The organism is Micromonospora sp. NPDC005205, assembly GCF_040608275.1.
In the GTDB taxonomy this organism is placed as follows: domain Bacteria; phylum Actinomycetota; class Actinomycetes; order Mycobacteriales; family Micromonosporaceae; genus Micromonospora.
Genome location: NZ_JBEXHV010000023.1, coordinates 13,966 through 40,724, shown reverse-complemented (window position 1 = coordinate 40,724; position 26,759 = coordinate 13,966). Strand labels below are relative to the sequence as shown.

At 69.0% G+C, this 26,759-nt stretch carries 33 protein-coding genes; 3 read left to right on the top strand and 30 right to left on the bottom strand.

Annotation, left to right across the window (positions count from 1 at the left end):
- Positions 1–5 precede the first annotated feature (5 nt).
- Positions 6–5,837: a ThuA domain-containing protein gene (locus ABZU43_RS29180; RefSeq protein ID WP_355009618.1), complete on the top strand. Its 5,832-nt coding sequence runs from the start codon at positions 6–8 to the stop codon at positions 5,835–5,837.
- Between the two features lie 66 nt (positions 5,838–5,903).
- On the top strand, positions 5,904–6,536 hold the full coding sequence (locus ABZU43_RS29175) for a hypothetical protein (protein ID WP_355009617.1): 633 nt from the start codon (positions 5,904–5,906) through the stop codon (positions 6,534–6,536).
- Between the two features lie 143 nt (positions 6,537–6,679).
- Here the strand turns inward: ABZU43_RS29175 and ABZU43_RS29170 are convergent, their stop codons facing one another.
- Genes ABZU43_RS29170 through ABZU43_RS29160 form a run of 3 tightly spaced genes read right to left on the bottom strand, consistent with a single transcriptional unit; the run spans position 6,680 to position 9,989 of the window.
- Positions 6,680–7,624 (bottom strand): aldo/keto reductase, encoded by a 945-nt coding sequence (locus ABZU43_RS29170; RefSeq protein WP_355009667.1) that lies wholly within the window; start codon positions 7,622–7,624, stop codon positions 6,680–6,682.
- Between the two features lie 38 nt (positions 7,625–7,662).
- Positions 7,663–9,342, bottom strand: a complete 1,680-nt coding sequence (locus ABZU43_RS29165) for an ATP-binding cassette domain-containing protein (protein ID WP_355009616.1) — start codon at positions 9,340–9,342, stop codon at positions 7,663–7,665.
- Between the two features lie 41 nt (positions 9,343–9,383).
- On the bottom strand, positions 9,384–9,989 hold the full coding sequence (locus tag ABZU43_RS29160) for a methyltransferase (protein WP_355009615.1): 606 nt from the start codon (positions 9,987–9,989) through the stop codon (positions 9,384–9,386).
- Between the two features lie 102 nt (positions 9,990–10,091).
- On the opposite strand from ABZU43_RS29160, the gene ABZU43_RS29155 reads away from it, so the two are divergent.
- Positions 10,092–11,201, top strand: a complete 1,110-nt coding sequence (locus tag ABZU43_RS29155; protein WP_355009614.1) for a hypothetical protein — start codon at positions 10,092–10,094, stop codon at positions 11,199–11,201.
- Positions 11,202–11,213: 12 nt separating this feature from the next.
- On the opposite strand, the gene truA is transcribed toward ABZU43_RS29155, so the two are convergent.
- The 27 genes from truA to rplV form a co-directional block, all read right to left on the bottom strand.
- Positions 11,214–12,044, bottom strand: coding sequence for a tRNA pseudouridine(38-40) synthase TruA (gene truA / locus ABZU43_RS29150; RefSeq protein ID WP_355009613.1), 831 nt, complete (start codon positions 12,042–12,044; stop codon positions 11,214–11,216).
- 67 nt (positions 12,045–12,111) lie between these two features.
- Positions 12,112–12,669 carry a 50S ribosomal protein L17 gene (gene rplQ, locus ABZU43_RS29145; protein WP_355009612.1) on the bottom strand — a complete coding sequence of 186 codons (558 nt, stop codon included), beginning with the start codon at positions 12,667–12,669 and terminating at the stop codon, positions 12,112–12,114.
- Between the two features lie 34 nt (positions 12,670–12,703).
- Entirely contained in the window at positions 12,704–13,726 is a 1,023-nt protein-coding gene (locus ABZU43_RS29140; protein WP_007465227.1) for a DNA-directed RNA polymerase subunit alpha, read from the bottom strand.
- A 98-nt stretch (positions 13,727–13,824) separates the two neighbouring features.
- Positions 13,825–14,451, bottom strand: a complete 627-nt coding sequence (rpsD, locus tag ABZU43_RS29135) for a 30S ribosomal protein S4 (RefSeq protein WP_030329921.1) — start codon at positions 14,449–14,451, stop codon at positions 13,825–13,827.
- A gap of 13 nt (positions 14,452–14,464) precedes the next feature.
- Entirely contained in the window at positions 14,465–14,872 is a 408-nt protein-coding gene (rpsK, locus tag ABZU43_RS29130) for a 30S ribosomal protein S11 (protein ID WP_030329919.1), read from the bottom strand.
- A gap of 87 nt (positions 14,873–14,959) precedes the next feature.
- Entirely contained in the window at positions 14,960–15,340 is a 381-nt protein-coding gene (gene rpsM / locus ABZU43_RS29125) for a 30S ribosomal protein S13 (RefSeq protein ID WP_030329917.1), read from the bottom strand.
- A gap of 266 nt (positions 15,341–15,606) precedes the next feature.
- Positions 15,607–15,720 carry a 50S ribosomal protein L36 gene (gene rpmJ / locus ABZU43_RS29120; RefSeq protein ID WP_088952025.1) on the bottom strand — a complete coding sequence of 38 codons (114 nt, stop codon included), beginning with the start codon at positions 15,718–15,720 and terminating at the stop codon, positions 15,607–15,609.
- A 91-nt stretch (positions 15,721–15,811) separates the two neighbouring features.
- Positions 15,812–16,033, bottom strand: a complete 222-nt coding sequence (gene infA, locus ABZU43_RS29115) for a translation initiation factor IF-1 (protein WP_007073013.1) — start codon at positions 16,031–16,033, stop codon at positions 15,812–15,814.
- Between the two features lie 339 nt (positions 16,034–16,372).
- Positions 16,373–16,924, bottom strand: coding sequence for a DUF1707 domain-containing protein (locus tag ABZU43_RS29110; RefSeq protein ID WP_355009611.1), 552 nt, complete (start codon positions 16,922–16,924; stop codon positions 16,373–16,375).
- A gap of 135 nt (positions 16,925–17,059) precedes the next feature.
- Positions 17,060–17,911 (bottom strand): type I methionyl aminopeptidase, encoded by an 852-nt coding sequence (gene map, locus ABZU43_RS29105; protein ID WP_355009610.1) that lies wholly within the window; start codon positions 17,909–17,911, stop codon positions 17,060–17,062.
- Positions 17,912–17,998: 87 nt separating this feature from the next.
- Complete coding sequence (locus ABZU43_RS29100; RefSeq protein WP_088950228.1) at positions 17,999–18,652, bottom strand: adenylate kinase; 654 nt, start codon at positions 18,650–18,652, stop codon at positions 17,999–18,001.
- Entirely contained in the window at positions 18,653–19,981 is a 1,329-nt protein-coding gene (secY, locus tag ABZU43_RS29095; protein ID WP_355009609.1) for a preprotein translocase subunit SecY, read from the bottom strand.
- Between the two features lie 232 nt (positions 19,982–20,213).
- Complete coding sequence (rplO, locus tag ABZU43_RS29090; RefSeq protein WP_030329906.1) at positions 20,214–20,657, bottom strand: 50S ribosomal protein L15; 444 nt, start codon at positions 20,655–20,657, stop codon at positions 20,214–20,216.
- Positions 20,657–20,839: a 50S ribosomal protein L30 gene (gene rpmD, locus ABZU43_RS29085; RefSeq protein WP_007465262.1), complete on the bottom strand. Its 183-nt coding sequence runs from the start codon at positions 20,837–20,839 to the stop codon at positions 20,657–20,659. Before rpmD ends, rplO begins: the two co-directional genes overlap by 1 nt.
- A complete protein-coding gene (rpsE, locus tag ABZU43_RS29080; RefSeq protein ID WP_007465263.1) occupies positions 20,839–21,453 on the bottom strand; it encodes a 30S ribosomal protein S5 in 615 nt (204 codons plus the stop codon). Before rpsE ends, rpmD begins: the two co-directional genes overlap by 1 nt.
- 33 nt (positions 21,454–21,486) lie before the next feature.
- The gene (gene rplR / locus ABZU43_RS29075; RefSeq protein ID WP_181518401.1) at positions 21,487–21,864 is read right to left on the bottom strand and encodes a 50S ribosomal protein L18; all 378 of its coding nucleotides are present in this window, start codon (positions 21,862–21,864) and stop codon (positions 21,487–21,489) included.
- 8 nt (positions 21,865–21,872) lie between these two features.
- A complete protein-coding gene (gene rplF / locus ABZU43_RS29070) occupies positions 21,873–22,415 on the bottom strand; it encodes a 50S ribosomal protein L6 (protein ID WP_091402383.1) in 543 nt (180 codons plus the stop codon).
- Positions 22,416–22,431: 16 nt separating this feature from the next.
- The gene (rpsH, locus tag ABZU43_RS29065; RefSeq protein WP_272613586.1) at positions 22,432–22,839 is read right to left on the bottom strand and encodes a 30S ribosomal protein S8; all 408 of its coding nucleotides are present in this window, start codon (positions 22,837–22,839) and stop codon (positions 22,432–22,434) included.
- Between the two features lie 116 nt (positions 22,840–22,955).
- Positions 22,956–23,141, bottom strand: a complete 186-nt coding sequence (locus ABZU43_RS29060; protein WP_007465272.1) for a type Z 30S ribosomal protein S14 — start codon at positions 23,139–23,141, stop codon at positions 22,956–22,958.
- A 1-nt stretch (position 23,142) separates the two neighbouring features.
- Positions 23,143–23,709, bottom strand: coding sequence for a 50S ribosomal protein L5 (gene rplE, locus ABZU43_RS29055; RefSeq protein ID WP_354944330.1), 567 nt, complete (start codon positions 23,707–23,709; stop codon positions 23,143–23,145).
- Complete coding sequence (gene rplX, locus ABZU43_RS29050) at positions 23,709–24,029, bottom strand: 50S ribosomal protein L24 (protein WP_203120238.1); 321 nt, start codon at positions 24,027–24,029, stop codon at positions 23,709–23,711. The genes rplE and rplX overlap by 1 nt, the downstream gene beginning before the upstream one ends.
- On the bottom strand, positions 24,026–24,394 hold the full coding sequence (gene rplN, locus ABZU43_RS29045) for a 50S ribosomal protein L14 (RefSeq protein WP_023358185.1): 369 nt from the start codon (positions 24,392–24,394) through the stop codon (positions 24,026–24,028). The genes rplX and rplN overlap by 4 nt, the downstream gene beginning before the upstream one ends.
- Positions 24,395–24,488: 94 nt before the next feature.
- Positions 24,489–24,767, bottom strand: a complete 279-nt coding sequence (rpsQ, locus tag ABZU43_RS29040) for a 30S ribosomal protein S17 (protein WP_355009608.1) — start codon at positions 24,765–24,767, stop codon at positions 24,489–24,491.
- Positions 24,764–25,000, bottom strand: a complete 237-nt coding sequence (rpmC, locus tag ABZU43_RS29035) for a 50S ribosomal protein L29 (RefSeq protein WP_007465283.1) — start codon at positions 24,998–25,000, stop codon at positions 24,764–24,766. Before rpmC ends, rpsQ begins: the two co-directional genes overlap by 4 nt.
- Positions 25,000–25,425: a 50S ribosomal protein L16 gene (gene rplP, locus ABZU43_RS29030; protein WP_355009607.1), complete on the bottom strand. Its 426-nt coding sequence runs from the start codon at positions 25,423–25,425 to the stop codon at positions 25,000–25,002. The genes rpmC and rplP overlap by 1 nt, the downstream gene beginning before the upstream one ends.
- A gap of 3 nt (positions 25,426–25,428) precedes the next feature.
- The gene (gene rpsC, locus ABZU43_RS29025) at positions 25,429–26,298 is read right to left on the bottom strand and encodes a 30S ribosomal protein S3 (protein ID WP_355009606.1); all 870 of its coding nucleotides are present in this window, start codon (positions 26,296–26,298) and stop codon (positions 25,429–25,431) included.
- Positions 26,298–26,756, bottom strand: coding sequence for a 50S ribosomal protein L22 (rplV, locus tag ABZU43_RS29020; protein ID WP_007465297.1), 459 nt, complete (start codon positions 26,754–26,756; stop codon positions 26,298–26,300). The genes rpsC and rplV overlap by 1 nt, the downstream gene beginning before the upstream one ends.
- Positions 26,757–26,759 lie beyond the last annotated feature (3 nt).

The window sequence follows — 26,759 nt, the reverse complement described above, 5'->3', positions numbered from 1 at the left end:
GCGGCGTGTCCCGTTCTCGTCGTGCCCGCGTACCAATCACCGCAACCCTGATCTCCCTGGCCATGGCCTCGACCACCCTGTTCGGCGCGCCCGCGCAGGCGGCCGCCCAGGCTCCCCCACGGGATGCGAAAGCCGCAGCCCCGGTCAGCCAGGTGGCGCCGAAGGCGCCAAAGGCCGCGGCCGATCCCTTCTCCGTCCTGATCTTCTCCAAGACCGCCGGCTTCCGGCACGACTCGATCCCCACCGGCGTCGCCGCCATCCAACAGCTCGGCGCCGCCAACGGATTCACAGTGGACAACTCCGAGGACGGCGCAGCATTCAACGACGCCAACCTGGCGAAGTACAAGGCGGTGATCTGGCTCTCCACCACCGGTGACGTGCTCAACGCCGACCAGCAGGCGGCGTTCGAGCGCTATGTGAAGGCCGGCGGCGGCTACGTCGGCATCCACGCCGCGTCGGACACCGAGTACAGCTGGGCCTGGTACGGCGACCTGGTCGGCGCGTACTTCGCCAACCACCCGCAGAACCAGACGGCCACCGTCAAGGTGGAGGACCACGCCCACCCGTCCACGGCCGGGTTGCCGGACCGGTGGTCCCGGTTCGACGAGTGGTACAACTACCAGAGCAACCCCCGGCCGGACGTGCACGTGCTGGCCAGCCTGGACGAGAAGAGCTACACCCCCGGCGCCGGCGCGATGGGTGCGGACCACCCGGTCGCCTGGTGTCAGGACTACGACGGTGGCCGCTCCTGGTACACCGGTTTGGGGCACACCCGGGAGTCGTACGCCGAGCCCGAGTTCCTGTCCCACCTGCTCGGCGGCATCCGCACCGCGGCCGGCGTCGAGAACGCCGACTGCGGCGCCTCGAAGACCTCGAACTTCGAGAAGGTCACGCTGGACAGCAACACCAGCAACCCGATGGAGCTGGACATCGCCCCCGACGGGCGGGTCTTCTACATCGAGCGTGACGGTCGCGTGCAGATCGTGAAGCCGGACACCGGCAACACCGTCACCGCCGTCGACCTGGACGTCTTCACCGGCAACGAGGACGGTCTCATCGGCATCCGGCTCGACCCGGACTTCGCCACGAACAACTGGGTGTACCTGTACTACGCCCCGAACGACGGGGTCACCCGCAACCTGCTGTCCCGCTTCACGGTCACCGGCGACACCATCAGCCTGGCCAGCGAGAAGCAGGTGCTCCGGGTCGACACCCAGCGCAACACCTGCTGCCACGCCGGGGGCAGCATGACCTTCGACGGCGACGGCAACCTTTACCTGGCCACCGGTGACAACACCAACCCGTTCGAGTCGAACTCGTACTCGCCGCTCGACGAGCGGGCGGGCCGCCAGGACTACGACGCGCAGCGCACCTCCGCGAACACCAACGACCTGCGCGGCAAGGTGATCCGGATCCACCCGGAGGACGACGGAACGTACACGGTTCCGGCCGGCAACCTCTTCGCGGCGGGCACCGAGAAGACCCGTCCCGAGATCTACGCGATGGGCTTCCGCAACCCGTTCCGGATCGGCACCGACCCGAAGACCAACACGCTGTACGTGGCGGACTACGGGCCGGACGCCAACACCGACAACCCGAACCGCGGCCCCCGCGGTCTGGTCGAGTGGAACATCGTCACCCCGGGCAACTACGGCTGGCCGTACTGCACGGGCACGAACGAGGCGTACAACGACTACACGTTCCCGTCCGGTCCGAGTGGCCCGAAGTTCGACTGCGCCGCACCGGTCAACAACTCGCCGAACAACACCGGCCTGACCAACCTTCCGCCGGTGGTCCCGGCGACCGTCGACTACGGGTACGCCGGTGACGCGCGCTACCCGGAGATCGGCGGCGGCGGCGCCCCGATGGGTGGCCCGGTCTACCGTTACGACGCCGACCTGAACTCGAACCGCAAGTGGCCGGCGTACTACGACGGCAAGGCTCTGCTCGGTGAGTGGAACCAGAACAAGATGTACACCATGCAGGTGACCCCCGACGGCAAGTCGTTGGTGGACATCAACCAGTTGCTCACCGGCATGAGCATGGTCCGGCCGATGGACTTCGAGTTCGGCCCGGACGGCGCGCTGTACCTGATCGAGTGGGGCAGCGGCTTCGGTGGCAACAACGACAACTCCGGCGTCTACCGGATCGACTACACCGCCGGTGACCGTGCGCCCATCGCGGCGGCGTCCGCCAACCCGACCTCGGGTCCGGCGCCGTTGGCCGTCACGTTCTCCAGCGCCGGTTCCCGGGACCCGGACGGTGGCGCGCTCACCTACGCCTGGACGTTCGGCGACGGGCAGACCTCGACCGAGGCCAACCCGACCCACACGTACGCCACGGCGGGCAACTACACCGCCCAGCTCACCGTCACCAACCCCAAGGGTCGTACCGCGGTGGCCAACGTGCCGGTGACGGTCGGCAACACCGCGCCGACGGTAACCATCGAGTTCCCGCCGGACGGTGGCTTCTTCAACTGGGGTGACCAGGTCCGGTACACCATCAAGGTGACCGACCCCGAGGACGGGGAGATCGACTGCGCCCGGGTCGGGCTGCAGGTGCTGCTCGGTCACGACGAGCACGCCCACCCGCTGGAGCAGCACACCGGCTGCACCGGCACCGTCCAGACGTCGCTCGCCTCCGGGCACGGCGCCGAGGCGAACGTCTTCGCGGTCTTCGAGGCCACCTACACCGACGAGGGTGGAGCCGGTGGCTCCGGTGCCCTGACCGGCCGGCAGATCGAGGTCCTCCAGCCGAAGCAGAAGCAGGCCGAGTACTTCACCGCCACCGGGCGCGCCCCGGTGAGCACCGGTGGTGGAGACCCCGGCGTGCAGCGCGAGGCCGGCGCCGACACCGCCGGTGGCGGCCAGAGCATCGCCTTCATCGAGGACGGGGACTGGTGGTCGGTCGCCCCGGCGAACCTGACCAACATCACCGAGATCCGGTTCCGGGCCGCCTCCGCCGCCGCTGGCGGTCGGATCGAGGTGCGCGCCGGTGCTGTCGACGGACCGGTGGTCGCCACGGCCGTCGTACCGTCGACCGGGGCGTGGCAGACGTACACGGACGTGAGCGCGCCGGTCACCGGTGCCGCGAGCGGCTCGCTGTACTTCCTGGCGCGCGATCCGAACGGCGGAAGTGGTTCGCTGTTCAACGTCAACTGGATGGACTTCGTCGGCCGCGGTGTCACCGAGAACGGGCCGCCGGTGGTCAGCGCCACGGCCACCCCGGGCACCGGCACCGCACCGGTCACCGTCGCCTTCGACGGCACGGCCACCGACGCCGAGGGCGACACCCCGCTGACGTACGCCTGGGACTTCGGTGACGGAGGCACGGCGACCACAGTGGACGCCAGCCACACCTACACCACCGCGGGCACCTTCACGGCCACCCTCACGGTGACCGACAGCAAGGGCGCCAAGTCGTACGCCACGGTGCCGGTGCGGGTCGACGCTCCGGACACGTCCTGCTTCGGGGCGCGTTCGGACGACTTCAACGGCAACAGCCTCGACAAGGCCCGCTGGACCAGCGTGATCCGGGAGAACCAGCTCTACTCGCTCAGTGGCGGCGCGCTCCGGCTGCCCACTGGCGTTGGTGACCTCTACGGCGCTCGCAACGACGCCACGAACCTGGTGCTCCAGGCGGCCCCGACCGGCGCGTGGGAGATGACCACCAAGGTCACCCTGCCGGTGACGGCCAACTACCAGCAGGCAGGTCTGCTGGTGTACGGCGACGACGACAACTACGCCAAGGTGGACCTGCTGTACAACGGCAGCCGTCGGGTGGAGTTCATCCGGGAGACGGCGGCCACTCCTCGCAACGAGGCCGCCGACGCCACCAACGCACCTGCCGGTGACACCGTGTACCTGCGGATCACCAGCGACGGGACGAACCTGACCGCGTCCGCCTCGGGCGACGGTCAGACGTTCACCCCGGTGGGCCGTTCGGCCGCGCTCGCCGGCATCACCAACCCGCGGATCGGGGTCTTCGCGCTCAACGGTGGCACTGAGGCACCTGTTGTCGACGCGGCCTTCGACTCGTTCCAGGTGACGCCGGACGCCCCGGCCGGGCCGGTCGACCCGTCGGACGAGTTCACCGGCAGCACGCTCGACAAGTGCCGGTGGGACGCGATCCTTCGGGAGGACCCGAACGGTTACCGGGTCACCGGTGGCTCGTTGCGCATCGACGTGCCCAACGGTGACATCTACGGCACCGACAACACCGGGCCGAAGAACTTCATCCTCCAGACCGCGCCGTCGGGCGACTGGACCCTGGAGACGAAGGTCGACGGCAGTCTGCTGAACGAGCAGTACCAGCAGGCGGGTCTGCTCGTGCAGGCGGACGACGACAACTACCTGAAGCTCGACTTCATCGCGGACAACCAGGCCGGCCAGGCGGTGACGCGGCGGATCGAGTTCCGCAGCGAGATCGCCGGGGTGGTCCAGAACCCGCAGCCCGAGGCGGGCAACCTGACCTCGGCGGTGTGGCACCTGCGGCTGGCCCGCACGGGCGACACGTTCACCGCGTCGTACTCGGCCGACGGCACGGCCTGGACCGCGTTGGAGACGCTGACCAACAGCGCGGTGGGTGCCACCCCGAAGGTCGGGTTGTTCACCCTCGGCGCCAACCAGACGGCGTCGAAGACCGCCTCGTTCGACTACTTCCGGCTCAGCACGGAGGTGGCCGACGAGACGGCACCGGTGACCACTGCGGCGGTTTCCGGCACCCCGACCGACGGGTGGCACACCGGGCCGGTGACGATCACGCTCACCGGTGCCGACGAGGCCGGCGGTAGCGGGCTCGCCGGTACGGAGTACCAGCTGGACGGGGCCACCACCTGGACGGCGTACACCGCTCCGGTGGCGGTCAGCGGGGACGGCGAGCACGAGCTCCGGTTCCGCTCGACGGACAAGGCCGGCAACGTGGAGGCGACCAAGACCGTCTCGGTCAAGATCGACGCCACCGCGCCGGTGACCTCCGCGACGTTCGCTCCGGCGAACGACGCCGGTTGGCACAACGGGACCATCCCGGTCGTGCTGGCCGCCACCGACGCCGGTTCCGGTGTCAAGACGGTGGAGTGGTCGCTCGACGGTGGCGCGTGGGCGCCGTACTCGACGCCGATCGAGGTGACCGGCGACGGACAGCACGAGCTGCTGTTCCGCTCGGCGGACAGGGCGGGCAACGTCGAGACGCTGAAGTCGGCGGTGCTGCGCATCGACGGCACCAAGCCGACGCTGCTGGTGTCCGGGCTGGCCGACGGCCAGCTCTACGGCGACAGCCAGGACGTCCGGGTGGCCTGGCAGGCCGTTGACCCGACCTCGGGCATCGCCAGCGTGGTCGGTCAGCTCGACGGCCAGGCGTACACCAGTGGCACCCTGCAGGCCATGTACGACCTGTCGCTCGGCCTGCACGAGCTGACCGTGACCGCGACCGACAAGGCGGGCAACAAGACCACCTCGACGGTCCGGTTCTTCGTCACCACCTCGTTCCGGGACATGCAGAGTCTGCTGGACCGGTTCAAGGCGACGGGGCGGCTCTCGACCAAGGCGCACAAGCAGCTGTCGAACAAGCTCGACGCTGTCCGTGCGTCCGAGGCGGCCGGCGACGACAAGGCGGCTGTCCGGCAGCTGACCGCGTTCCGGACGCTCGCCTCCGACACCGCGCTGGTGGGCGAGGCGGAGGTCCGGGACGTCCTGATCCGGGACGCCGATGCCATGATCGTTCGGCTCGGCGGCGCGGCCAGCAAGGCCGGGGTCAAGGCGAACGACGGTGACTCGGTCAAGGGCACCGGACGGCTTGGTGGCGACGCCACCCGGCTGGCACCCGGTCGCCAGCTCTGATCCGACGAGGCCCCTCCTCGGCGCTGCGGCGTCGGGGAGGGGCCTCCCTCATCGGTAGGAAGGGAGATGTCCGTGACCGGTATCCGCAAGGCGTTGGCCGCCGTGTTCGTCGGGCTGGCCCTGACCCTGTCCGCCGCCGCCCCGGCGGCGCAGGCAGCCCAGGCCGCCCCGGCGGCGCAAGCAGCCCAGGCCGCCCCGGCGGCGCAAGCAGCCCAGGCCGCCCCGGCGGCGCAGGCAGCCCAGGCCGCTCCGGCGGCGCAGGCCGACAAGCTCAAACTCACTGTGGCCGGCGACGGGGCTCAGGGAGTCACCATCCAGGCCACCTACGCCGATGGCCGTCGGCTGGAGCAGGTGGTGCGGCTGGTCCTCACCGCCACCGGTCCGAACGGGCAGCGGGTCGGGCCGGTGCAGCTGGAACCGCAGCCCGAGGGGCAGGGTTTCTACAGCAGCGGCCCGGTGCTCTCCACCGGCACGTGGAAGGTGTCGGTGAACTCCCCCGCTCCCCTGGCGGGCAAGGCCACCGCCACGGTGCAGGCCAAGGCGGCGCAGTCGCCGCCGGCGCCCGCGCCGGTCGCGGTGACCACGCCGACGGACGACGCCGGCAGCGCCGCCTGGTGGCCGTTCGCGGCGGCCGGTCTCGTGCTCGTCGCCGCGGCGATGGGGGTGGCCATGCTCTTCGGCCGCCGACGCACCACCTGACCCGAACCAGCAGTGCATGACAGGGCCGGGCCGCGACGAGCGGCCCGGCCCTGTGTCGTCTCGGCTTCCATGAAGTCGGGGCTTCCGCAGACCGCAGATGCCCCGATTTCAGGGAACGCGGGTGGATCAGCGACAGCGCGCCGTCAGAGGATGGCGCGCAGCGCCGCCAGATCGTCGTCGCTGGGCTCCCAGACGCCGGCGGCGGCGTTGGCGCGCACCTGCTCGGGCGTTGTGGCACCGGCGATCACCGAGGTCACCGCCGGCTGGGCGGCCAGTCCGCCGATCGCCACCTGGAGCATCGTCAGACCCCGCTCGGCCGCGTACGCCTCGATCGCCTCGATGGTGTCCCAGTCGGCCGCGGCGAGCCGCTCCGCGTACCGGCCACCACCGGAGAGCCGGCTGCCGGCCGGCGGCTGACCCTCCCGCTTGTACTTGCCGGTGAGCAGGCCGTTGGCGAGCGGGAAGAACGGCAGCATGCCGAGGCCGAACCGCTCACACGCCGGGATCACTTCGGCCTCCACGGACCGCTCCACCAGGCTGTAGTGGTTCTGCGCGCTGATGAAGCGGGACCGGCCGTTGGATGAGGCGACCCAGTCCGCGTCGGCGATCTGCCAGCCGGCGAAGTTGGAGTTGCCCAGGTAGCGCACCTTGCCGTCACGGACCAGGTCGTCCAGTGCGGCGAGGGTCTCGTCGATCGGGGTGCCCGGGTCGGGCTCGTGCATCTGGTACAGGTCGATGTGGTCGGTGCCGAGCCGGCGCAGCGACGCCTCCACCGCGCGGGCGATGTAGCGCCGCGCACCCCGCGCGCCGTAGTCCGGTCCGTTGAGACCGTTCATGTCCATGCCGAACTTGGTGGCCACCACCACGTCGTCCCGGCGGCCCTTGAGCGCCTGCCCGAGCAGTTCCTCGGAGCCGCCCTGCGGCTCGCCGTAGATGTCGGCGGTGTCGAACAGGGTGATCCCGGCGTCCAGGGCCGCGTCCACCACCGCCCGGGTGCCGTCGAGGTCCAACTTGCGGCCGAAGTTGTTGCAGCCGATGCCGACCACGGACACCACGAGCCCGGAGTCGCCCAGCCGGCGATAGGTCATCTCAGTCACGAATCCACCCTATGCCGGCCGGGAACCGCTCACTTCACATCCCAGACCGGTTCCGGGGTCTCCACCACCTCGCTGTCGCCTCGGAACAGCACGAACCTGTCGAAGGAGCGGGTGAACCAACGGTCGTGGGTGACAGCGATCACCGTCCCCTCGAAGGCGTTAAGGCCCGTTTCGAGAGCTTCCGCGCTGGCCAGGTCGAGGTTGTCGGTGGGCTCGTCGAGCAGCAGCAGAGTCGCCCCGGACAGCTCCAACAGCAGCACCAGGAACCGGGCCTGCTGCCCGCCGGAGAGCGTGCCGAAGCGCTGGTCGCCCTGCGCGGCCAGCTCGTAGCGACTGAGCACACCCATCGCCGCGTGCCGGTCCATCCCGGTGCGGTGCTCGTCGCCCCGCCAGAGGATCTCGACAAGCGTCTTCGACATCAGCTCCGGCCGGTCGTGAGTCTGGGAGAAGTGCCCGGGGCGGACCCGGGCACCGAGGCGGGCCGACCCCTCGTGCATCACCGGAGCGAGCGCGCCCGCGCCGTCGACCGGGCCGTTCGCCGGGTCCGGGTCGGTGCCGCCGCGGGCCAGCAGCCGCAGGAAGTGCGACTTGCCGGTGCCGTTGGCACCGAGCACCGCCACCCGGTCGCCGTACCAGATCTCCAGGTCGAAGGGGAATGTCAGGCCGTCGAGCTCCAGCTGCTCGCAGACGACCGCGCGCTTGCCGGTCCGCCCGCCGCTGAGCCGCATCCGGATGTCCTGGTCCTTCGGCGGTACGGGCGGCGGCCCGGCCTCCTCGAACTTGCGCAACCGGGTCTGCGCGGCCTGGTAACGCGAGGCCAACCCGTCGTTGTACGCGGCCTTCTGCTTGTACATCAGCACCAGCTCGCGCAGCTTCTGGTGCTCCTCGTCCCAGCGCCGGCGCAGCTCGTCGAGGCGGGCGTGCCGAGCCACCCGAGCCTCGTACCAGCTGGCGAAGCCGCCCGGGTGCACCCAGGCACTGCCACCCTCGACGGCGACCACCCGGTCGGCGCTCTGGGCCAGCAGCTCGCGGTCGTGCGAGACGTAGAGCACCGACTTCGTCGACTCGCGCAGTCGCGCCTCCAGCCAGCGCTTGCCGGGCACGTCGAGGAAGTTGTCAGGTTCGTCGAGCAGCAGCACCTCGTCCGGGCCGCGCAGCAGCAACTCCAGGGCGAAGCGCTTCTGCTGGCCGCCGGAGAGGGTACGCACCGGACGGTCCCGTACGGCGTCCCACGGCTTACCGAGCACGATGGTCGCGACGGTGTCGAAGAGCACCTCGGCGTCGTACCCGCCGGCCTCGCCCCAGGCGCCGAGCGCATCGGCGTACGCCAACTGGGCCTTGCCCGCGGCGTTGCTGAACTTGCCGTGGGTCTCAGCCGCCCGCATGGCCGCCTCGGTCTCGCCGAGCCGCCGGCCGGCGTCGCGAAGCGCCGGAGGGGCCAGCGACAACGCCAGGTCGGCGAGGGTCGACTCGTCACCGATCATGCCGATGAACTGGCGCATCACACCCAGCCCGCCGGCCCGCGCGACCACGCCGCTGCGCACCGGCAGGTCGCCGGCGACCATCCTCAGCAGCGTCGTCTTTCCCGCGCCGTTCGGCCCGACCAGGGCGACCTTGCTGCCCTCACCGACCCGGAACGACACGTCGGCGAAGAGTTCCCGACCGTCGGGCAGGATGTGCCCGACCGCTGCCACGTCCACGTATCCCACGCCGGGATCCTGCCCCAGTGAGGGTCGGGGGGTACATCCAATTACCGGGTGACGCGCAGCACCCGGAAGCCTTTCTGGCTGGCGTACCGATCGACCTGCCAGCTCTGCTCGGTGAGCCAGCGTTGCAGCGAGTCGCCGCCGAGGTGTCGGGCGACGACCAACCAGCCGACGCCGTCCGGGGCGAGTCGGGGCAGCCAGCGCAGCAACAGGTCGTGCAGCCCGTCCTTGCCGATCCGGATGGGCGGGTTCGACCAGATCTGGGCGAAGCGGACGTCGTCCGGAACGTCGTCTGGCGCGCTGACCCGGACCCGGTCGGCGGCACCGACCCGAGCCGCGTTGGCGGCGGTCAGTTCGCGGGCCCGGGCGTTGACGTCGACGGCCCAGATGGTGCTGCTGGGCGCGAGGTCGGCCAGTACGCAGCTGATCGGCCCGAACCCGCAGCCGAGGTCGAGCAGGTCACCGGTGGTGTCGTCGGCGGGCAGCTCGGCCTTGCGCAGCAGCACCGCGGTGCCGGGGTCGAGCCGGCTGGCGGAGAACACCCCGCCGGCCGAGGTGAGCCGGTAGTCGCGGTCGGCGACGGTGAACTCGACCTCGCGCGCCGGGGCGTCGCTGGTGGGCTGAGCGGTGAAGTAGTGGTCGCCGGTCACCCGACAATTCTCGCATCGGTCCGGGGCGGACCTGACGCGGCCCACACGTACATTTCCCCGAAATTACCCCCTAAAGGGACAATGACTCCTACTCTGGGCGACATGGTGTATCGGTACCAGTCCGATGAGGACGCTTTCGAGGAGTACCCGGAGCCCGGGTCCGACCTGTCGGTGCTCGGCGCCGGTCCGCCCCCGCCGGCCGGGCCCTCTCCGTCGCGCTTCCCCACGCCGTCGCTGCCCCGCCCGAACCAGCTCTCGCTGCCCTCGTCGCAGCCGGCACCGGCTCGTGCCGAGATGCCGCAGCTCGGGCCGACCGCTCACACCGATGCGCTGCAGGCGGTGCCGACACGCGCCGACATCCCACCCGCACCGCCGCGCAGCCAGATCTACACCTCGGCGACGGCGGCTGAGCCGCCCGCCCGGCGCGGCGGCGGTCGACTGTGGCAGGCACTGATCGGCGGCGCAGCCGTCCTGGTGCTGCTCGCCCTCTGTGGCCTCGGCGCCGCCGCGCTGCTCATCGACCGCGGCGAGCAGCCGCAGAGCAACCCGACGAACCAGCCGAACGCCGCCCCCACGTCGGCGTCGGCGGAACGGCTCGCCCTCGACTCCCGGGAGTCCGACCGGGCCCCGCTCACCGCCAAGGAACTCTTCCCCACCAAAGACGTGAAGCTCACCGACGGCCAGCCGAGCTACCAGGTGCTCAAGACACAGTCCAGCGGCAGTTGCGCCGTCGCCGCCACCGACGAGGTCGCCGACCTGCTGGTTCTCCTCGGCTGCAACCAGGTCGTCCGGGGCACGCTGAGCACGCCCGGCGGCGACCACCTGGTCACCGCCGGCCTGTTCAACCTCACCGACAAGGTCAGCGCGGAACGCGCCCGAGACCGGCTCCGGCAACTTCTCGACGAGCGGCAGGGCCGTTTCCGTGGCCTCACCGTTGACGACGGCGACGGCACCGATGTCCTGGCCAACGCCCCGGCACGCGTCGGCTGGCAGGTCCGTGGCCACTACCTGGCGTACGCACTGGTGGTTCGCAAGGACGGCACAGCGGTGAAGGCGGGAGACGCCAAGGTCCGCGAGATCCTGTTCGACATGATCGAGTTGCACCTCAGCCGGGGCGTGCTGCAGAGCCGGGCCGACGGTGGCACCGCCTCGCAACCGACGGCGGCACCTACCGGCAGCAACGCCAACCAGGGCGATCTGCCCGGCGAATGACAGTGCGGACGGTCAGCCCTCGATCGGAACCCGCAGCCGGCGGGTGAGGGTCGCCCGTTGGGCGTACTCGGCCGGATCTGCCGGGTAACCGACGGCGACCAGGGTCAGCCCGCGCGCGGGGGCCACCGTCACCTCGCTGGACCGCTCCCGCTGGGTGAGCAGAGTTCCCGGCCACTCGACCGGGCGGCGGCCGTCCCCGGCCACCAGCATGGCTCCCACCAGGCTGCGCACCATCGCCTGACAGAACGCGTCCGCCTGCACGGTGGCGACCAGGATGCCGTCCGGGTCGCGACGCCACTCCAGCCGGGTCACCTCGCGCAGTGTGGTGGCGTGCTCCTTGCGCCGGCAGTACGCGGCGAAGTCGTGCTCCCCCACCAGCCCGGTGGCGGCGGCGTTCAGCGAGGCCAGGTCCAACGGCTTCGGCCAGGCCAGCACCTCGTGGCGGCGCAACGGCTCGGCGCCGAAGGGAGCGTCGGTGACCCGGTACTCGTATCGCCGGAACGTGGCCGAGAACCGGGCGTCGAAGTCGGCCGGCACCTCGGTCATCGCCCGTACCCGCACGTCGGCGGGGAGCAGCCGGGCCAGCCGACGCAGCAGCCGCCCCTCGTGCTGGCGCCACACGTCCACGGGCAGGTCCACGTGGCACACCTGACCGGTGGCGTGCACTCCCGCGTCGGTCCGCCCGGCCACCGTCAGCCCGGTGGCGGTACCGACGCCGAGAACCAGGTCCAGGGTCTCGACGAGCACCCCCGCGACGGTGCGCCTGGTCGGCTGGGGTGCCCAGCCGGAGAAGTCGGTGCCGTCGTACGAGACGTCCAGCCGCAGCCGGATCCGCTCGTCCACCTCGTACCTCCTGTTACGGGTCGGGCCCGACACCCCGATGGGGTGCCGGGCCCGACGATGCCCTTGATCAGGCCTTGTTCTCGGTGGCCTCGTCGCTGTCCTCGCGGGCGGCGTCGGTGTCACCGGACGCCGACACCGGCGCCTCGGAGTCCTGGTCGGCCGGAGCCGACTTCGGGGCCTCGTCGGCCGGGGCGAGCGCCTCGAGCTTGTCCTGCTGCGCGGCCTTGCGGGCGGCGGTCTTCTTGTTCGCCTTCGGCTCGGCGACCTGAAGCTCCTCCACCAGCTCGATGATGGCCATCGGCGCGTTGTCACCCTTGCGCGGACCGGTCTTCACGATCCGGGTGTAACCGCCGGGGCGGTTGGAGTACCGGGGCGCGATCTGGTCGAACAGGGCGTAGACCACGTCCTTGTCCTTGACGACACCCAGCACCCGACGCCGCGAGGCGAGGTCACCGCGCTTGGCCTTGGTGATGAGCTGCTCGGCCAGCGGGCGCAGCCGCCGGGCCTTCGTCTCGGTGGTCTGGATCTTCCCGTGCTGGAACAGCGCGGTCGCCAGGTTGGCCAGCATCAGCCGCTCGTGCGAGGGGCTGCCGCCGAGGCGGGGGCCCTTGGTGGGCGTGGGCATTTTTGGTGCTCCTCAGTTGTGGCGGCAGCGCGGACTAGAGCTGCTCGGTCTCGCGGTAGTCGTCGGTGTCGTAGTCGGCCTCGCCGAAGGTGTCCACGACGTGCGCCGGGTCGAAGTTCGGAGCCGAGTCCTTCAGCCCGAGACCCATCCCGGCGAGCTTCATCTTGACCTCGTCGATCGACTTCTGACCGAAGTTGCGAATGTCGAGGAGGTCGGCCTCGGTACGCCCGATGAGCTCACCAACGGAGTTGATGCCCTCGCGCTTGAGGCAGTTGTAGGAGCGGACAGTGAGGTCCAGCTCCTCGATCGGCAGAGCGAGGTCCGCCGCCAGCTGGGCGTCCTGCGGGGACGGCCCGATGTCGATGCCCTCGGCGGTCTCGTCCAGCTCCCGGGCGAGCCCGAACAGCTCCACCAGCGTCGAACCGGCGGAGGCCAGCGCGGTACGCGGACCCATCGACGGCTTGGTCTCGACGTCGATGATCAGCCGGTCGAAGTCGGTGCGCTGCTCGACACGGGTCGCCTCGACGCGGTAGGTCACCTTCAGCACCGGCGAGTAGATCGAGTCGACCGGGATGCGGCCGATCTCGGCGCCGGACTGCTTGTTCTGCGCCGCCGTCACGTAGCCCCGGCCCCGCTCGACGGTCAGCTCCATGTCGAGCCGGCCCTTGCCGTTCAGGGTGGCGAGCTTGAGATCCGGGTTGTGCACCGAGACGCCGGCCGGGGGCTGGATGTCGCCCGCGGTCACATCGCCCGGGCCCTGCTTACGCAGGTACATGCTGACCGGCTCGTCGTGCTCGGAGCTGACGCACAGCTCCTTGATGTTCATGACGAGCTCGACCACGTCCTCCTTGACACCGGGGATCGTGGTGAACTCGTGCAGCACACCGTCGATCTTGATCGAGGTGACGGCCGCGCCCGGGATCGACGACAGCAGCGTACGCCGCAGCGAGTTACCCAGGGTGTAGCCGAAGCCCGGCTCCAGCGGCTCGATGGCGAACCGGGACCGGGTCTCGTTGATCGACTCCTCGGAGAGGGAGGGTCGCTGGCTGATGAGCATCTTTTCTCTTCTCTTCCGGGGCGCCCGCTATTTGACGCCCACGACACAAACTGTTCCGGTGGCCCGCCCCGAAGGGCGGGCCACCGAACGAGCTCGGACTACTTGGAGTAGAGCTCGACGATCAACTGCTCCTGGACCTGCGTGTCGATGACCTGCCGGGCCGGGAGGGAGTGCACGAGCACCTTCATCTGGCTCGGGATGGCCTCAAGCCACGCCGGAACCGTCTTCGAGCCGGCCTGAGCCTGCGCGACGATGAACGGGGTGAGCTCCTTGCTCTTGCCCCGAACCTCGATGATGTCGTGCTCCTTGACGCGGTACGACGGGATGTCGACCTTCTTGCCGTTCACCGTGAAGTGACCGTGCTTGACCAGCTGGCGGGCCATGTCCCGCGAGTGGGCGAAGCCGGCCCGGTAAACGACGTTGTCCAGCCGCGACTCGAGGATCTGCAGGAGGACCTCACCGGTCTTGGCCTGCTTGCCAACGGCTTCCTCGTAGTAACCGCGGAACTGCTTCTCCAGCACGCCGTAAACCCGACGGGCCTTCTGCTTCTCGCGGAGCTGGAGCAGGTACTCCGTCTCCTTCGTGCGGCCGCGGCCGTGCTGCCCGGGCGGGAACGGCCGGGACTCGAACGGGCACTTCGGACCATCGCACTTGCTGCCCTTGAGGAACAGCTTCATCTTCTCCCGCCGGCAACGGCGGCAGTCTGCACCGGTGTAACGAGCCATCTCTCTCTACCTCTCAGACCCGGCGACGCTTCGGCGGACGGCACCCGTTGTGCGGCTGCGGGGTGACGTCGGCGATCTGCCCGACCTCGAGGCCCACTGCCTGCAGCGAACGGATGGCGGTTTCCCGGCCGGAGCCGGGGCCCTTGACGAACACGTCGACCTTGCGCATGCCGTGCTCCATGGCGCGACGCGCGGCAGCCTCGGCGGCCAGCTGCGCAGCGAACGGAGTCGACTTGCGGGAGCCCTTGAAGCCGACCTGGCCAGCGGAGGCCCAGGAGATGACCGCACCGGTCGGGTCCGTGATGGACACGATGGTGTTGTTGAACGTGCTCTTGATGTGCGCCTGCCCGTGGGCGACGTTCTTGCGTTCCTTGCGCCGGACCTTCTTTACAGCGGCTCCGGCACGAGCCTTCGGTGGCATAAGTCTGTGCGCTCCTAGTTGACTTTCCGGACTGGGTTGCGACCCGACCCGCCTCGGCGGCGGCCGATCCCGTCATCCGGTTAAGAACTACTTCTTGCCGGGCTTCTTCTTGCCGGCGACGGTCCGCTTCGGGCCCTTGCGGGTCCGGGCATTGGTCTTGGTCCGCTGGCCACGCACGGGCAGGCCCCGGCGGTGCCGGATGCCGGCGTAGCAGCCGATCTCAACCTTGCGGCGGATGTCAGCGGCGACCTCGCGGCGCAGGTCGCCTTCAACCTTGTAGTTGCCCTCGATGTGGTCGCGGAGCTGCACGAGCTCCTCGTCCGTGAGGTCCCGAGCGCGCTTGTCCGGCGAAATGCCGGTGGCGGCGAGTGTCTCCAGGGCGCGGGTGCGACCGACCCCGAAGATGTAGGTGAGCGCGATCTCCAACCGCTTTTCGCGGGGGAGATCCACGCCGACTAGACGTGCCATGTGCGGGCGTACTCCTCGTGATGTGTGGCGGAGGTGTGGACCCGTCCCACCCCGCTACCGGCCGTCCCGTCCTTCCGACGCGGTGAGCGCCGGCGACCGGGATCGGTCGCTGCCCGAGCGGGCCCCGGCCTCCGACCGGGGGTCAGCCACGCAGAGGTACGTCTGGCGTACCGCTCGCGGCTGGGACGAGCATGTGTGATGTGTGTGTCGCTGGGGATCCGCCTGGACCAACGCCACCCGGCCGTGCTCCGGCCGGACGGGCTGAGTCAGCCCTGGCGCTGCTTGTGGCGCGGGTCGCTGCAGATGACCATGACCCGGCCGTGCCGGCGGATAACCCGGCACTTCTGGCAGATCCTCTTGACGCTCGGCTTGACCTTCACGGTTGCCTTACTTCCCATCTGGCCCGGTTACGCGTTCTGCGCGGCACCGGACGTCGAAGACGGACACGGGACTTCCCGGCCGTCGTCAGGACTACTTGTAGCGGTAGACGATGCGCCCGCGGGTCAGGTCGTACGGCGAGAGTTCGACGACGACCCGGTCCTCCGGAAGGATACGGATGTAGTGCTGCCGCATCTTCCCGCTGATGTGAGCCAACACCTTGTGGCCGTTCGCGAGCTCCACCCGGAACATGGCGTTCGGCAGGGGCTCGATGACCCGACCCTCGATCTCAATGGCTCCGTCTTTTTTCGGCATGTCCTCCGCTGTCCTGACGTCGATTGCACCGGGCGGCCCACAACGTCTTACACGGAAATCTGATCAGAATCAGAAGCCCGCGCCAGCCGCGGCTCCAGCTCCCACCGAAGCGCAGGGTGGGCATGCCGGAGTGGACGCTGTGCGCCGATCTGAAAGTGTACGCCGGCCTGCGGCCCCCCGCCAAACCGGCACCCACCAACCCGCGCGAGCCCCTCCGAACCCCACCCTCAGGCCCTGTTGATCATGAAGTAGTTGTCACGACACGCCGTAGTCGGCAGCAACAACTTCATGATCGACCAACCGCGGCGAGTCCGGTCCGCGGCTTGGAGTCGGTGGGGTTCAGGGGGTTGGTTCGTCGTTGTCGGCTTTGAGGGCGCGCTTTGCCTGCTTGCGCTCCCGGCGGCGTTGGCGCTTCACGGCCTGGCGCTGGGGCTCCTTCGCAGCCAGCCCGCTGACCGTGCGGACCACCAGCACCGCGCCCCACGGCCCGGCCACCCAGACCGGCCAGAAGTAGAGCAGGTCCTTGCTGAGCACCGACGTCACCGCCCAGATGGTCACCACGATGGCGATCACCCGCAGGTACGGGAACCACACCTCGGCCAGCCAGCGGGCGGCCACGCCCCTGCTGAAGGCCGGATCGAGCTGGTCACCCAGCGGGCTCATCGTCGACCCGGCGACCGGCGCCAGGCCCGACCGCTGCGCCGGCGTCACCGGCGGCAGATCGGTCAGCAGGCCCTCGAGGTCGGCGTACGTGCGCGCCGCGTAGGCCCGCTGCAACCGCTCGTCGTACTCGTGCAGATCCAGTCGGCCCTCGTCGAGGGCGACCCGCAACCGGTCAGCCACCGCCGCACGGTCCGAGTCCGCGGCTCGCATCCCGTCGCGCCCGTCCATGCCGGCAAGCATGCCACCGTCGCGCCACTCACGCCCGCCCCCGACAGCGGTCGATCATGAAGCTGTTGCCCGCCCCACCGGCGTGTCGGGGCTGGAACTTCATGATCAACGGCGCGACGCGGGGCCGGGAGCGTACTAGGGAGTTTTCGTGCCCGCGGGTTGGCGGGCGGTCACCAGGTCGCCCAGGCGGGCCCGGCCACCGTCGAACGCGGTGAGCACCCAGACCCCGTCCGGCAGCAGCGCCATCGAATGCTCGACGTGCGCGGCCACAGAGCCGTCCCGGGTGACGACCGTCCACCCGTCGGCCAACTCGACGGTACGCGGGGACGCCATGGTGATCATCGGCTCGATGGCCAGGGCCATCCCGGTGACCAGTCGCGGACCCTTGCCCGGCCGACCGTGGTTGAGCACGTGTGGGTCCTGGTGCATCTCGGTGCCGATGCCGTGCCCGCCGTAGCCGTCGACGATGCCGTACCGGCCGCCCTTGCGGACAGCGGTCTCCACAGCGTGCGAGATGTCGGTGAGGCGGCCCTTGCCGCTGGCGGCACCACGCGCAGCGGCGGCGATACCGGCCCACATGGCGTCCTCGGCGACCTCGGCCATCTTCAACAGCGCCGGGTCGACGTCACCGACCCCGACCGTGATCGCGGAGTCGCCGTGCCACCCGTCCAGCACCGCGCCGCAGTCGATGGAGATCAGGTCACCGGCCTGGAGCACCTGCTTCGGCGACGGGATGGCGTGCACGATCTGCTCGTTGACCGAGGAGCAGATCGACGCCGGAAAGCCGTGGTAGCCCTTGAACGACGGAACGCCGCCCGCCTCGCGGATGGTCGCCTCCGCGATGGCGTCCAGATCGGCGGTGCTCACACCGGGGGCGACAGCCTCCCGCATCCGACGCAACGCCTCGGCCACCACCAGCCCGGCGGCCCGCATCTTCTCGATCTGGTCAGGGGTCTTCAGCTGGATGTCCAGCTGGGGACGACGCATGGAGCGGTTACCTTTCGTTGCCGAACAGCGGGGCACATAACGCGTACCCCGCTGTTCGCACTCTATCCGCCGTGGCCCGGCCGGACCTCAGCCGCCGTACGACCGCAGCGCGTCGATGGCCCGGGTGGTGACGTCCTCCACCGGCCCGGTGGCGTCGATCCCGACCAGCTTGCCCTGAGCGCCGTAGTAGTCGACCAGGGGCGCGGTCTTCTCGCTGTATTCGCGGAGCCGCGTCGCGATCGTCTCCGGCTTGTCGTCGTCGCGCTGGAACAGCTCGGCGCCGCAGCGGTCACAGATGCCGGGCCGGGTCGTGGCGTCGAACTCGACGTGCCAGATCTTGCCGCAGCCCCGGCAGGTGCGCCTGCCGGAGAGCCGCCGGATCACCTCGTCGTCGTCGACGACCAGCTCCAGGACCAGATCCAGGGCAGTGCCCAGATCGGCCAGGAGCTTGTCCAGAGCGGCAGCCTGCGGAGTCGTCCGCGGGAAGCCGTCGAGCAGGAAACCCTCGCTGGCGTCGGGCTCGGCCAGCCGGTCCCGGACCATGTTGATGGTGACCTCGTCCGGAACCAGCTCGCCCGCATCCATGTACCGCTTCGCCTCGACACCGAGCGGCGTGCCCTGGGTGACGTTCGACCGGAAGATGTCTCCGGTCGAAATCTTCGGCACCGAGAGGTGCGCGGCGATGAACTCGGCCTGCGTGCCCTTGCCCGCGCCCGGCGGGCCAACCAGAACGAGTCTCATCTACCGCAGGAACCCTTCGTAGTTCCGCTGCATGAGTTGGCTCTCGATCTGCTTCACGGTCTCCAGACCGACGCCGACCATGATGAGCACAGCGGTGCCGCCGAACGGGAAGTTCTGGTACTGCTGGTTGTCCAGCCAGATGAAGAAGAAGTTCGGCAGGATCGAGATGATGCCGAGGTAGAGCGCGCCCGGCAGGGTGATCCGGCTGAGGATGAAGTCCAGGTAGTCGGCGGTCGGCTTGCCCGGGCGGATACCCGGCACGAACCCGCCGTACTTCTTCATGTTGTCAGCGACCTCGGTCGGGTTGAACGTGATCGAGACGTAGAAGTACGTGAAGAAGATGATCAGCAGGAAGTAGACCGCGATGTAGATCGGGCTGCTCGGGTTGACCAGGTTGTTCTGAATCCACGACTGGGTCTTGCCCGGGTCGGTCTGGTCGAAGAACTGCAGCGCCAACTGCGGCAGGTAGAGCAGCGACGAACCGAAGATGACCGGGATCACACCAGCCTGGTTGACCTTGAGCGGGATGTAGGTCGAGGTGCCGCCGTACATCCGCCGGCCGATCATCCGCTTGGCGTACTGCACCGGGATCCGGCGCTGCGACTGCTCGATGAAGGTGACAGCGGTGATGACCACCAGGACCAGCGCGATGACCAGGGCGAACATGTCCCAGCCCTTGCTGGTCTTGATCTGCCAGCCCTCGCTGGGCAGCCGCGCCGCGATCGAGGTGAAGATCAGGACGGACATGCCGTTGCCGACGCCACGGTCGGTGATCAGCTCACCGAGCCACATGACCATGCCGGTGCCGGCGGTCATCGTCATCACCAGGATGGCCAGGGTCAGCCAGTCCGGGATGCCGGTGCCGGTGGGGATGATCGGGAACTGGTCGCAGCGGTTCTGGAACAGCTGGCCCGAGCGGGCCAGCGCCACGAACGCCGAGGCCTGCAGCACACCGAGACCGAGGGTCAGGTAGCGGGTGTACTGGGTGATCTTCGCCTGACCGGCCTGGCCCTCCTTGCGGAGCTGCTCGAGGCGGGGGATCACGACGGTCAGCAGCTGCAGGATGATCGACGCGGTGATGTAGGGCATGATGCCCAGCGCGAAGACCGAGAGCTGCAGCAGCGCTCCGCCGGAGAAGAGGTTGAGAAGGTTCACCACCCCGGTGGTGTCACCCTGGATGGTGTCGAGGCACTTCTGCACGTTGCCGTACGAGACGCCCGGGCTGGGGAGCGTTGCGCCCAGCCGGTAGACCGCGATGATGCCTACTGTGAACAGCAGCTTCTTGCGCAGGTCAGGCGTACGGAACGCACTGAGAAAGGCGGACAGCAACTTCTTCCTCCTGCGCGAGGCGGGCCGCCGGTGATCCCTGGCGGGTCGGGGTGGATCACGGGCGAGTGCCCGCAATCCATGGCTGGGATGGGACTCTAACAGCCTCACCCCGGTCCGGGCAGATGCGCCCGACTACATAAATCGAAACCGATGTTACCGGGCGCTCACGGCCCAGGCAGACCATGGCGCCCGCCAGTTGCTCTCAACTGGACGGGCGCCATGGTCGTACGCCTTACAGCTCGGTGACGGAGCCACCGGCGGCAGCGATCTTCTCCTTGGCCGACGCACTGAACGCGTGCGCGGACACCTGGAGCGCCACACCGCCGAGATCCCCGGTGCCGAGGACCTTGACCGGGTGACCCTTGCGGACCGCACCGGACTCGACGAGCTCCAGCGGGCCGACCTGACCACCATTCGGGAACAGCTCAGCGAGTCGGTCCAGGTTGACAACCTGGAAGACCACCTTGAACTTGTTCTTGAAGCCCTTCATCTTCGGCAGGCGCATGTGGATGGGCATCTGCCCACCCTCGAACGCCGCCGAGATGTTCTTGCGGGCCTTGGAACCCTTGGTACCGCGACCAGCGGTCTTGCCCTTGGAACCCTCACCGCGACCCACACGGGTCTTCGCGGTCTTGGAACCGGGCGCCGGGCGCAGGTGATGCACCTTGATCGTCATTACTCGACCTCCTCGACCTTCACGAGGTGGCTCACAGTGAAGATCATGCCGCGGATCTCGGGCCGGTCCTCCTTGACCACCACGTCGTTGATCCGCTTGAGACCGAGCGAACGCAGCGACTCACGCTGGTTGTGCTTGGTCCCGATACCGGACCGGAGCTGGGTGACCTTCAGGCGTGCCATCAGCGCGCCACCCCCGCACGCGACGCCAGCATGGCGGCCGGCGCGACGTCCTCCACCGGCAGACCACGACGCGCCGCGACCTGCTCGGGGGACTCAAGCCCCTTCAGGGCCGCCACGGTGGCGTGCACGATGTTGATCGGGTTCGACGAACCGAGGCTCTTGGAGAGCACGTCGTGGATCCCAGCGCACTCCAGCACGGCACGCACCGGTCCACCGGCGATGACACCCGTACCGGCCGAGGCCGGCTTGAGCAGCACCACACCAGCGGCGTCCTCACCCGTCACCGGGTGCGGGATCGACTGACCGATCCGCGGGACCTTGAAGAAGTGCTTCTTGGCCTCCTCGACACCCTTGGCGATGGCCGCGGGCACCTCCTTGGCCTTTCCGTAGCCCACGCCGACCGTGCCGTCGCCGTCGCCCACGATCACCAGGGCGGTGAAGCTGAAGCGACGACCACCCTTCACGACCTTGGCGACGCGGTTGATCGCGACGACCCGCTCAAGGTGCGGGGTCTTCTCGACGGGCGCGTTTCCGCGGCCGCCCTCACGGCGGTTGTCGCGGCGACCACCCTCGTTGCCACCGGACCCGCCGCCACGGCGCTGTTGACCTGGCATCAGCAGCCTTCCTTCTCTCTCGTGACGGGGTTGTTAGAACTCGAGCCCGGCTTCGCGGGCGGCGTCGGCAAGCGCGGCGACTCGCCCCGCGTACCGGTTACCGCCGCGGTCGAAGACGACCTTGGAGACGCCGGCGGCCTTGGCCCGCTCGGCGAGCAGAGCGCCCACCTTGCCAGCCAGGGCGCTCTTGTCGCCCTCCGCACCGCGCAGCGAGGCGTCCAGGGTCGACGCCGACGCCAGGGTGTGACCCTTGGTGTCGTCGACGACCTGGGCGACCATGTGCCGCAGCGAGCGGGTGACGACCAGGCGCGGACGCTCGGCCGTACCGCTGACGTTCTTGCGGACGCGGAAGTGTCGACGCGCACGCCCAACGGCGCGCTTGGCGGCGACACCGCGGCGGCGCTTGAGCAGCGTGGCGCTCACTTCTTACCTGCCTTTCCAGCCTTGCGGCGGATGACCTCGCCCTGGTACTTGACGCCCTTGCCCTTGTAGGGCTCCGGCGGGCGGATCTTCCGGATGTTGGCGGCGACCTCACCGACCTGCTGCTTGTCGATGCCAGCCACGTGGAACAGGGTCGGCCGCTCCACCGTGAAGGTGATGCCCGCCGGGGCGGGGACGACCACCGGGTGCGAGAACCCGAGCGCGAACTCGAGGTCCGAACCCTTGGCGGTGACCCGGTAACCGGTGCCGGCGATCTCCAGGCTCTTGCGGTAGCCCTCGGTGACCCCGACGATCATGTTGGCAACCAGCGTACGGCTCAGGCCGTGGAGTTCCTTGGCCTTGCGCTCGTCGTTCGGCCGGTTGACGCTCAGCTGCCCATCCTCTGCCCGCTCGACCGTGATCGGCTCGGCGAGGGTGTGCTGGAGCTGGCCCTTGGGGCCCTTGACCTTGACGGTCTGCCCGTCGATCGTGATGTCGACGCCGGCTGGTACCGGGATCGACTTACGTCCAATTCGCGACATTTCTACCTGTCTCCCGTTACCAGACGAAGGCGAGGACTTCCCCGCCAACACTCCGCTTGCGGGCCTGCCGGTCGGTCAGCAGCCCCTGGGACGTCGAAATGATCGCCACGCCCAGCCCACCGAGCACCCGCGGGAGCCCGTCCGACTTGGCGTACACCCGGAGACCGGGCTTGGACACGCGCTTGATGCCGGCCAGGCTCCGCTCGCGGCTCTGGCCGTACTTCAGCTCGACGACCAGTCGCTTGCCGACGGCGCCCTCCTCGGGCTCCTCGACCGACCAGGTGGCGATGTAACCCTCGGCCTTCAGGACCTCGGCGATGTTCGCCTTGATCTTGGAGTAGGGCATCTTCACCTGATCGTGGTACGCCTGGTTGGCGTTACGCAGACGCGTGAGCATGTCTGCGATCGGGTCGGTCATCGTCATGGATTTCGTCAGCCTTTCTCGCCGGGGTTCCCGGAGCATCAGCTCCGGGCCTACGGCGAAGAGCAATACCTAATCGGTGCAGGAGTTCCCGGCCGACGGCCGGGACGCGGTCGCCCTTACCAGGAAGCCTTGGACACACCCGGCAGCTCACCGCGGTGGGCCATTTCCCGGATGCAGACCCGGCAGAGCCCGAACTTGCGGTAGACCGCCTTCGGACGCCCGCACCGCTGGCAGCGGGTGTACGCGCGAACCGAGAACTTCGGCTTCGCGGCCGCCTTGATGATCAGCGCCTTCTTGGCCATCTCAGTTCTCCTTGAACGGGAAGCCCAGGAGCTTGAGCAGCGCCCGGCCCTCGTCGTCGGTCGTGGCGGTGGTGACCACCGTGATGTCCATGCCCCGCTGGCGATCGATCCGGTCCTGGTCGATCTCATGGAACACAGACTGCTCGGTCAGACCGAACGTGTAGTTGCCGTGCCCGTCCAGCTTGCGCCCGTCAAGGCCGCGGAAGTCGCGGATGCGCGGCAGCGAGATGGAGAGCAGCCGGTCCAGGAACTCCCACATCCGGTCGCCGCGAAGAGTCACCTTCGCGCCGATCGGCATGCCCTCGCGGAGCTTGAACTGCGCGATGGACTTGGTCGCCCGCCGCACCTGCGGCTTCTGGCCGGTGATCGTGGCGAGGTCGCGGACCGCGCCGTCGATCAGCTTGGCGTCGCGAGCAGCCTCGCCGACACCCATGTTGACGACGATCTTGACCAGCCGCGGCACCTGCATGGGGTTGCCGTAGCTGTGCTGCTCACGCAGCTGGGCCACGATCTCGTTGCGGTACCGCTCCTTGAGGCGCGGCAGGGTCTTTTCGGTAGCCGTGGTCATCACAGGTCCTTACCGGTGCTACGCGCGATGCGGACCTTCTGGCCGTTGTCGTCGATCCGGTAACCGACGCGGGTCGGCTTGCCGTCGGAGTCCAGGACCTGCACGTTCGAGACGTGGATCGGGGCCTCCTGAGTGACGATGCCGCCGGTCTTGGCGCCACGCTGGGTGGTGCTGATGCGGGTGTGCTTCTTGACCCGGTTCACGCCCTCGACCAGGACCTTGTCCTGCCGCGGGTAGGCCTGAATGACCTTGCCCTTGGCACCCTTGTCCTTGCCGGCGATGATGACGACCGTGTCGCCCTTCTTGACCTTCACGGTCACAACACCTCCGGCGCGAGGGAAATGATCTTCATGAACCGCTTGTCCCGCAGCTCCCGACCCACCGGGCCGAAGATACGGGTTCCACGCGGGTCCCCGCCGTCCTTGATGATGACGGCGGCGTTCTCGTCGAAGCGGATGTACGAGCCGTCCGGCCGACGCCTCTCCTTGGCCGTGCGAACGATGACCGCCTTGACGACATCGCCCTTCTTCACACCGGCACCCGGGATCGCGTCCTTGACCGTGGCCACGATGACGTCGCCGATGCTCGCGTAGCGCCGACCGGAGCCACCGAGAACCCGGATGCAAAGGATCTCCCGAGCACCCGTGTTGTCGGCGACGCGCAGTCGCGACTCCTGCTGAATCACGTCTATCTCCTATGTCTGCCGGTTCTCCGGCCGCCGTAGCGGCCGGAGCCTGGCGGAACCTACGCCCGACGCAACCGCCGGGCTCGAGCCTTCGCTACTTGGCCTTGTCCAGGATCTCCACGATCCGCCAACGCTTGGTGGCGCTCAGCGGCCGGGTCTCCATGATGAGAACCCGGTCACCGGTGCCAGCGGCGTTCTGCTCGTCGTGCACCTTCAGCTTGCTCGTACGGCGCATGATCTTGCCGTACAGCGCGTGCCGAACCCGGTCCTCGACCTCGACAACGACGGTCTTGTCCATCTTGTCGCTGATCACCAGGCCCTCGCGGACCTTGCGGCGCGACCGCGCGGCGGCGGTGGCGGTCTCTTCGGTCATGATGCAGTCACCTCAGTCGGCGCGGCCGAGAGCCCCAGCTCACGCTCACGCATGATCGTGTAGATCCGGGCAATCTCCCGACGGATGACCTGCAACCGCCGGTTGTTGTCCAGCTGCCCGGTTGCGGCCTGTACGCGGAGGTTGAACAGCTCCGCCTTGGCCTCCCGCAGCTTCGTGACCAGCTCCTCTTCGGAGAGCTCACGCAGCTCGGTCGCCTTAACGCCCGCTGCCATCAGGATTCACCCACTTCGCGCGTAACAATGCGGCACTTCATCGGGAGCTTGTGGATCGCGCGACGCATGGCCTCTCGCGCGGTCTGCTCGTTGGGGAAGGACATCTCGAAGAGAATCCGACCCGGCTTGACGTTGGCGACCCACCACTCGGGCGAGCCCTTGCCGGAACCCATCCGGGTCTCGGCAGGCTTCTTGGTGAGGGCCTGGTCCGGGAAGATCGTGATCCAGACCTTGCCACCACGCTTGATGTGGCGAGTCATCGCGATACGCGCCGACTCGATCTGCCGGTTCGTCACGTACGCCGGCTCGAGAGCCTGGATCCCGAACTCGCCGAACACCACCCGGTTACCACCCTTGGACGCGCCACTGCGGTCCGGGTGGTGCGGCTTGCGGAAGCCCTTCGGGGGCTTGCGCGGCATCAGCATCTGTCAGCCCTCCTGCTGCGTTTCTGCCGGAGCAGCCACGGCGGCGACAGCTGCGCTGTCCACCGGCTCGCCGCTCGGCGTCTCGGCCTGCTGCGCGATGGTGGTCGCAGCAGCCCGACCGGCCTCGGTGCCACCAGCCGTGGTGCCGGACGAACCCGACCGGCCACGACGCGGACGCTCGGGACGGTCGCCACGCTCACCACGACGCGGGCGAGACGGACCGGCCTCGGCCGGAGTCTCCCGGCCCATGACGGCGTCGCCCTTGTAGATCCAGACCTTCACACCGATCCGGCCGAACGTGGTACGGGCCTCGAAGAAGCCGTACTCGATGTTGGCCCGCAGCGTGTGCAGCGGAACCCGGCCCTCACGGTAGAACTCGGTCCGGCTCATCTCGGCGCCGCCGAGGCGACCCGAGACCTGAACCCGGATGCCCTTGCAGACCGGGTTCTTCATCGCCGACTGCATGGCCTTGCGCATCGCCCGACGGAAGCTGACCCGGCTGGACAGCTGCTCGGCCACGCCCTGCGCGACGAGCTGAGCGTCCGACTCGGGGTTCTTCACCTCGATGATGTTCAGCTGAACCTGCTTGCCGGTGAGCTTCTCAAGCTCGCCGCGGATCCGGTCGGCCTCCGCACCCTTACGGCCGATGACGATGCCCGGCCGGGCGGTGTGGATGTCGACCCGGACCCGGTCGCGGGTGCGCTCGATGTCGACCTTGGAAATCCCGGCACGCTCGAGGCCCTTGGACATCATGCGGCGGATCTTGACATCCTCGCCGATGTAGTCCTTGTAGAGCTTGTCCGCGAACCAGCGGGACTTCCAGTCGGTCGAGATGCCGAGCCGGAACCCAGTGGGGTGAACCTTCTGACCCATTACTCGGCGTCCTCCGTCTTGCTCTGCGCTTCGGCCGGTGCGGCCTCCGTGGCCGGGGCGGCCTTCTTCGCCGCGGCCTTCCTCGGCGCTGCCGGCGCGACCGCTTCGACCGCCACGGTGATGTGGCAGGTGCGCTTGCGGATTCGGTACGCCCGACCCTGCGCCCGCGGCTGGAACCGCTTCATCGTCGGGCCCTCGTCCACGAAGGCCTCGCTGACGAGCAGCGCGTCGGGGTCCAGCCGCTCGTTGTTCTCCGCGTTGGCGATCGCGCTAGCGAGCACCTTGTACACCTGCTCGCTCGCAGCCTGCGGCGCGAACTGCAGCACCGTGAGCGCCTCCTTCGCGGGCAGGCCGCGGACGAGGTTGACCACCCGGCGCGCCTTCATCGGCGAGATGCGCACGTGCCGCGCAACCGCCCGCGCGCCCGGAAGCACCGGAGCGTCGCCCTTTCCTGGCATCGC

Bases quoted from the DNA above. Each gene is read 5' to 3' on its own strand.
- ABZU43_RS29175 (WP_355009617.1), top strand. From the start codon at position 5,904: ATGTCCGTGACCGGTATCCGCAAGGCGTTGGCCGCCGTGTTCGTCGGG.
- ABZU43_RS29170 (WP_355009667.1), bottom strand. From the start codon at position 7,624: ATGACCTATCGCCGGCTGGGCGACTCCGGGCTCGTGGTGTCCGTGGTC.
- ABZU43_RS29155 (WP_355009614.1), top strand. From the start codon at position 10,092: ATGGTGTATCGGTACCAGTCCGATGAGGACGCTTTCGAGGAGTACCCG.
- rplQ (WP_355009612.1), bottom strand. From the start codon at position 12,669: ATGCCCACGCCCACCAAGGGCCCCCGCCTCGGCGGCAGCCCCTCGCAC.
- ABZU43_RS29140 (WP_007465227.1), bottom strand. From the start codon at position 13,726: ATGCTCATCAGCCAGCGACCCTCCCTCTCCGAGGAGTCGATCAACGAG.
- rpsD (WP_030329921.1), bottom strand. From the start codon at position 14,451: ATGGCTCGTTACACCGGTGCAGACTGCCGCCGTTGCCGGCGGGAGAAG.
- rpsK (WP_030329919.1), bottom strand. From the start codon at position 14,872: ATGCCACCGAAGGCTCGTGCCGGAGCCGCTGTAAAGAAGGTCCGGCGC.
- rpsM (WP_030329917.1), bottom strand. From the start codon at position 15,340: ATGGCACGTCTAGTCGGCGTGGATCTCCCCCGCGAAAAGCGGTTGGAG.
- infA (WP_007073013.1), bottom strand. From the start codon at position 16,033: ATGCCGAAAAAAGACGGAGCCATTGAGATCGAGGGTCGGGTCATCGAG.
- ABZU43_RS29110 (WP_355009611.1), bottom strand. From the start codon at position 16,924: ATGGACGGGCGCGACGGGATGCGAGCCGCGGACTCGGACCGTGCGGCG.
- map (WP_355009610.1), bottom strand. From the start codon at position 17,911: ATGCGTCGTCCCCAGCTGGACATCCAGCTGAAGACCCCTGACCAGATC.
- ABZU43_RS29100 (WP_088950228.1), bottom strand. From the start codon at position 18,652: ATGAGACTCGTTCTGGTTGGCCCGCCGGGCGCGGGCAAGGGCACGCAG.
- rplO (WP_030329906.1), bottom strand. From the start codon at position 20,657: ATGACGATCAAGGTGCATCACCTGCGCCCGGCGCCCGGTTCCAAGACC.
- rpmD (WP_007465262.1), bottom strand. From the start codon at position 20,839: ATGGCACGCCTGAAGGTCACCCAGCTCCGGTCCGGTATCGGGACCAAG.
- rpsE (WP_007465263.1), bottom strand. From the start codon at position 21,453: ATGCCAGGTCAACAGCGCCGTGGCGGCGGGTCCGGTGGCAACGAGGGT.
- rplF (WP_091402383.1), bottom strand. From the start codon at position 22,415: ATGTCGCGAATTGGACGTAAGTCGATCCCGGTACCAGCCGGCGTCGAC.
- rpsH (WP_272613586.1), bottom strand. From the start codon at position 22,839: ATGACGATGACCGACCCGATCGCAGACATGCTCACGCGTCTGCGTAAC.
- ABZU43_RS29060 (WP_007465272.1), bottom strand. From the start codon at position 23,141: ATGGCCAAGAAGGCGCTGATCATCAAGGCGGCCGCGAAGCCGAAGTTC.
- rplE (WP_354944330.1), bottom strand. From the start codon at position 23,709: ATGACCACGGCTACCGAAAAGACCCTGCCGCGCCTCAAGGAGCGGTAC.
- rpsQ (WP_355009608.1), bottom strand. From the start codon at position 24,767: ATGACCGAAGAGACCGCCACCGCCGCCGCGCGGTCGCGCCGCAAGGTC.
- rpmC (WP_007465283.1), bottom strand. From the start codon at position 25,000: ATGGCAGCGGGCGTTAAGGCGACCGAGCTGCGTGAGCTCTCCGAAGAG.
- rplP (WP_355009607.1), bottom strand. From the start codon at position 25,425: ATGCTGATGCCGCGCAAGCCCCCGAAGGGCTTCCGCAAGCCGCACCAC.
- rpsC (WP_355009606.1), bottom strand. From the start codon at position 26,298: ATGGGTCAGAAGGTTCACCCCACTGGGTTCCGGCTCGGCATCTCGACC.
- rplV (WP_007465297.1), bottom strand. From the start codon at position 26,756: ATGCCAGGAAAGGGCGACGCTCCGGTGCTTCCGGGCGCGCGGGCGGTT.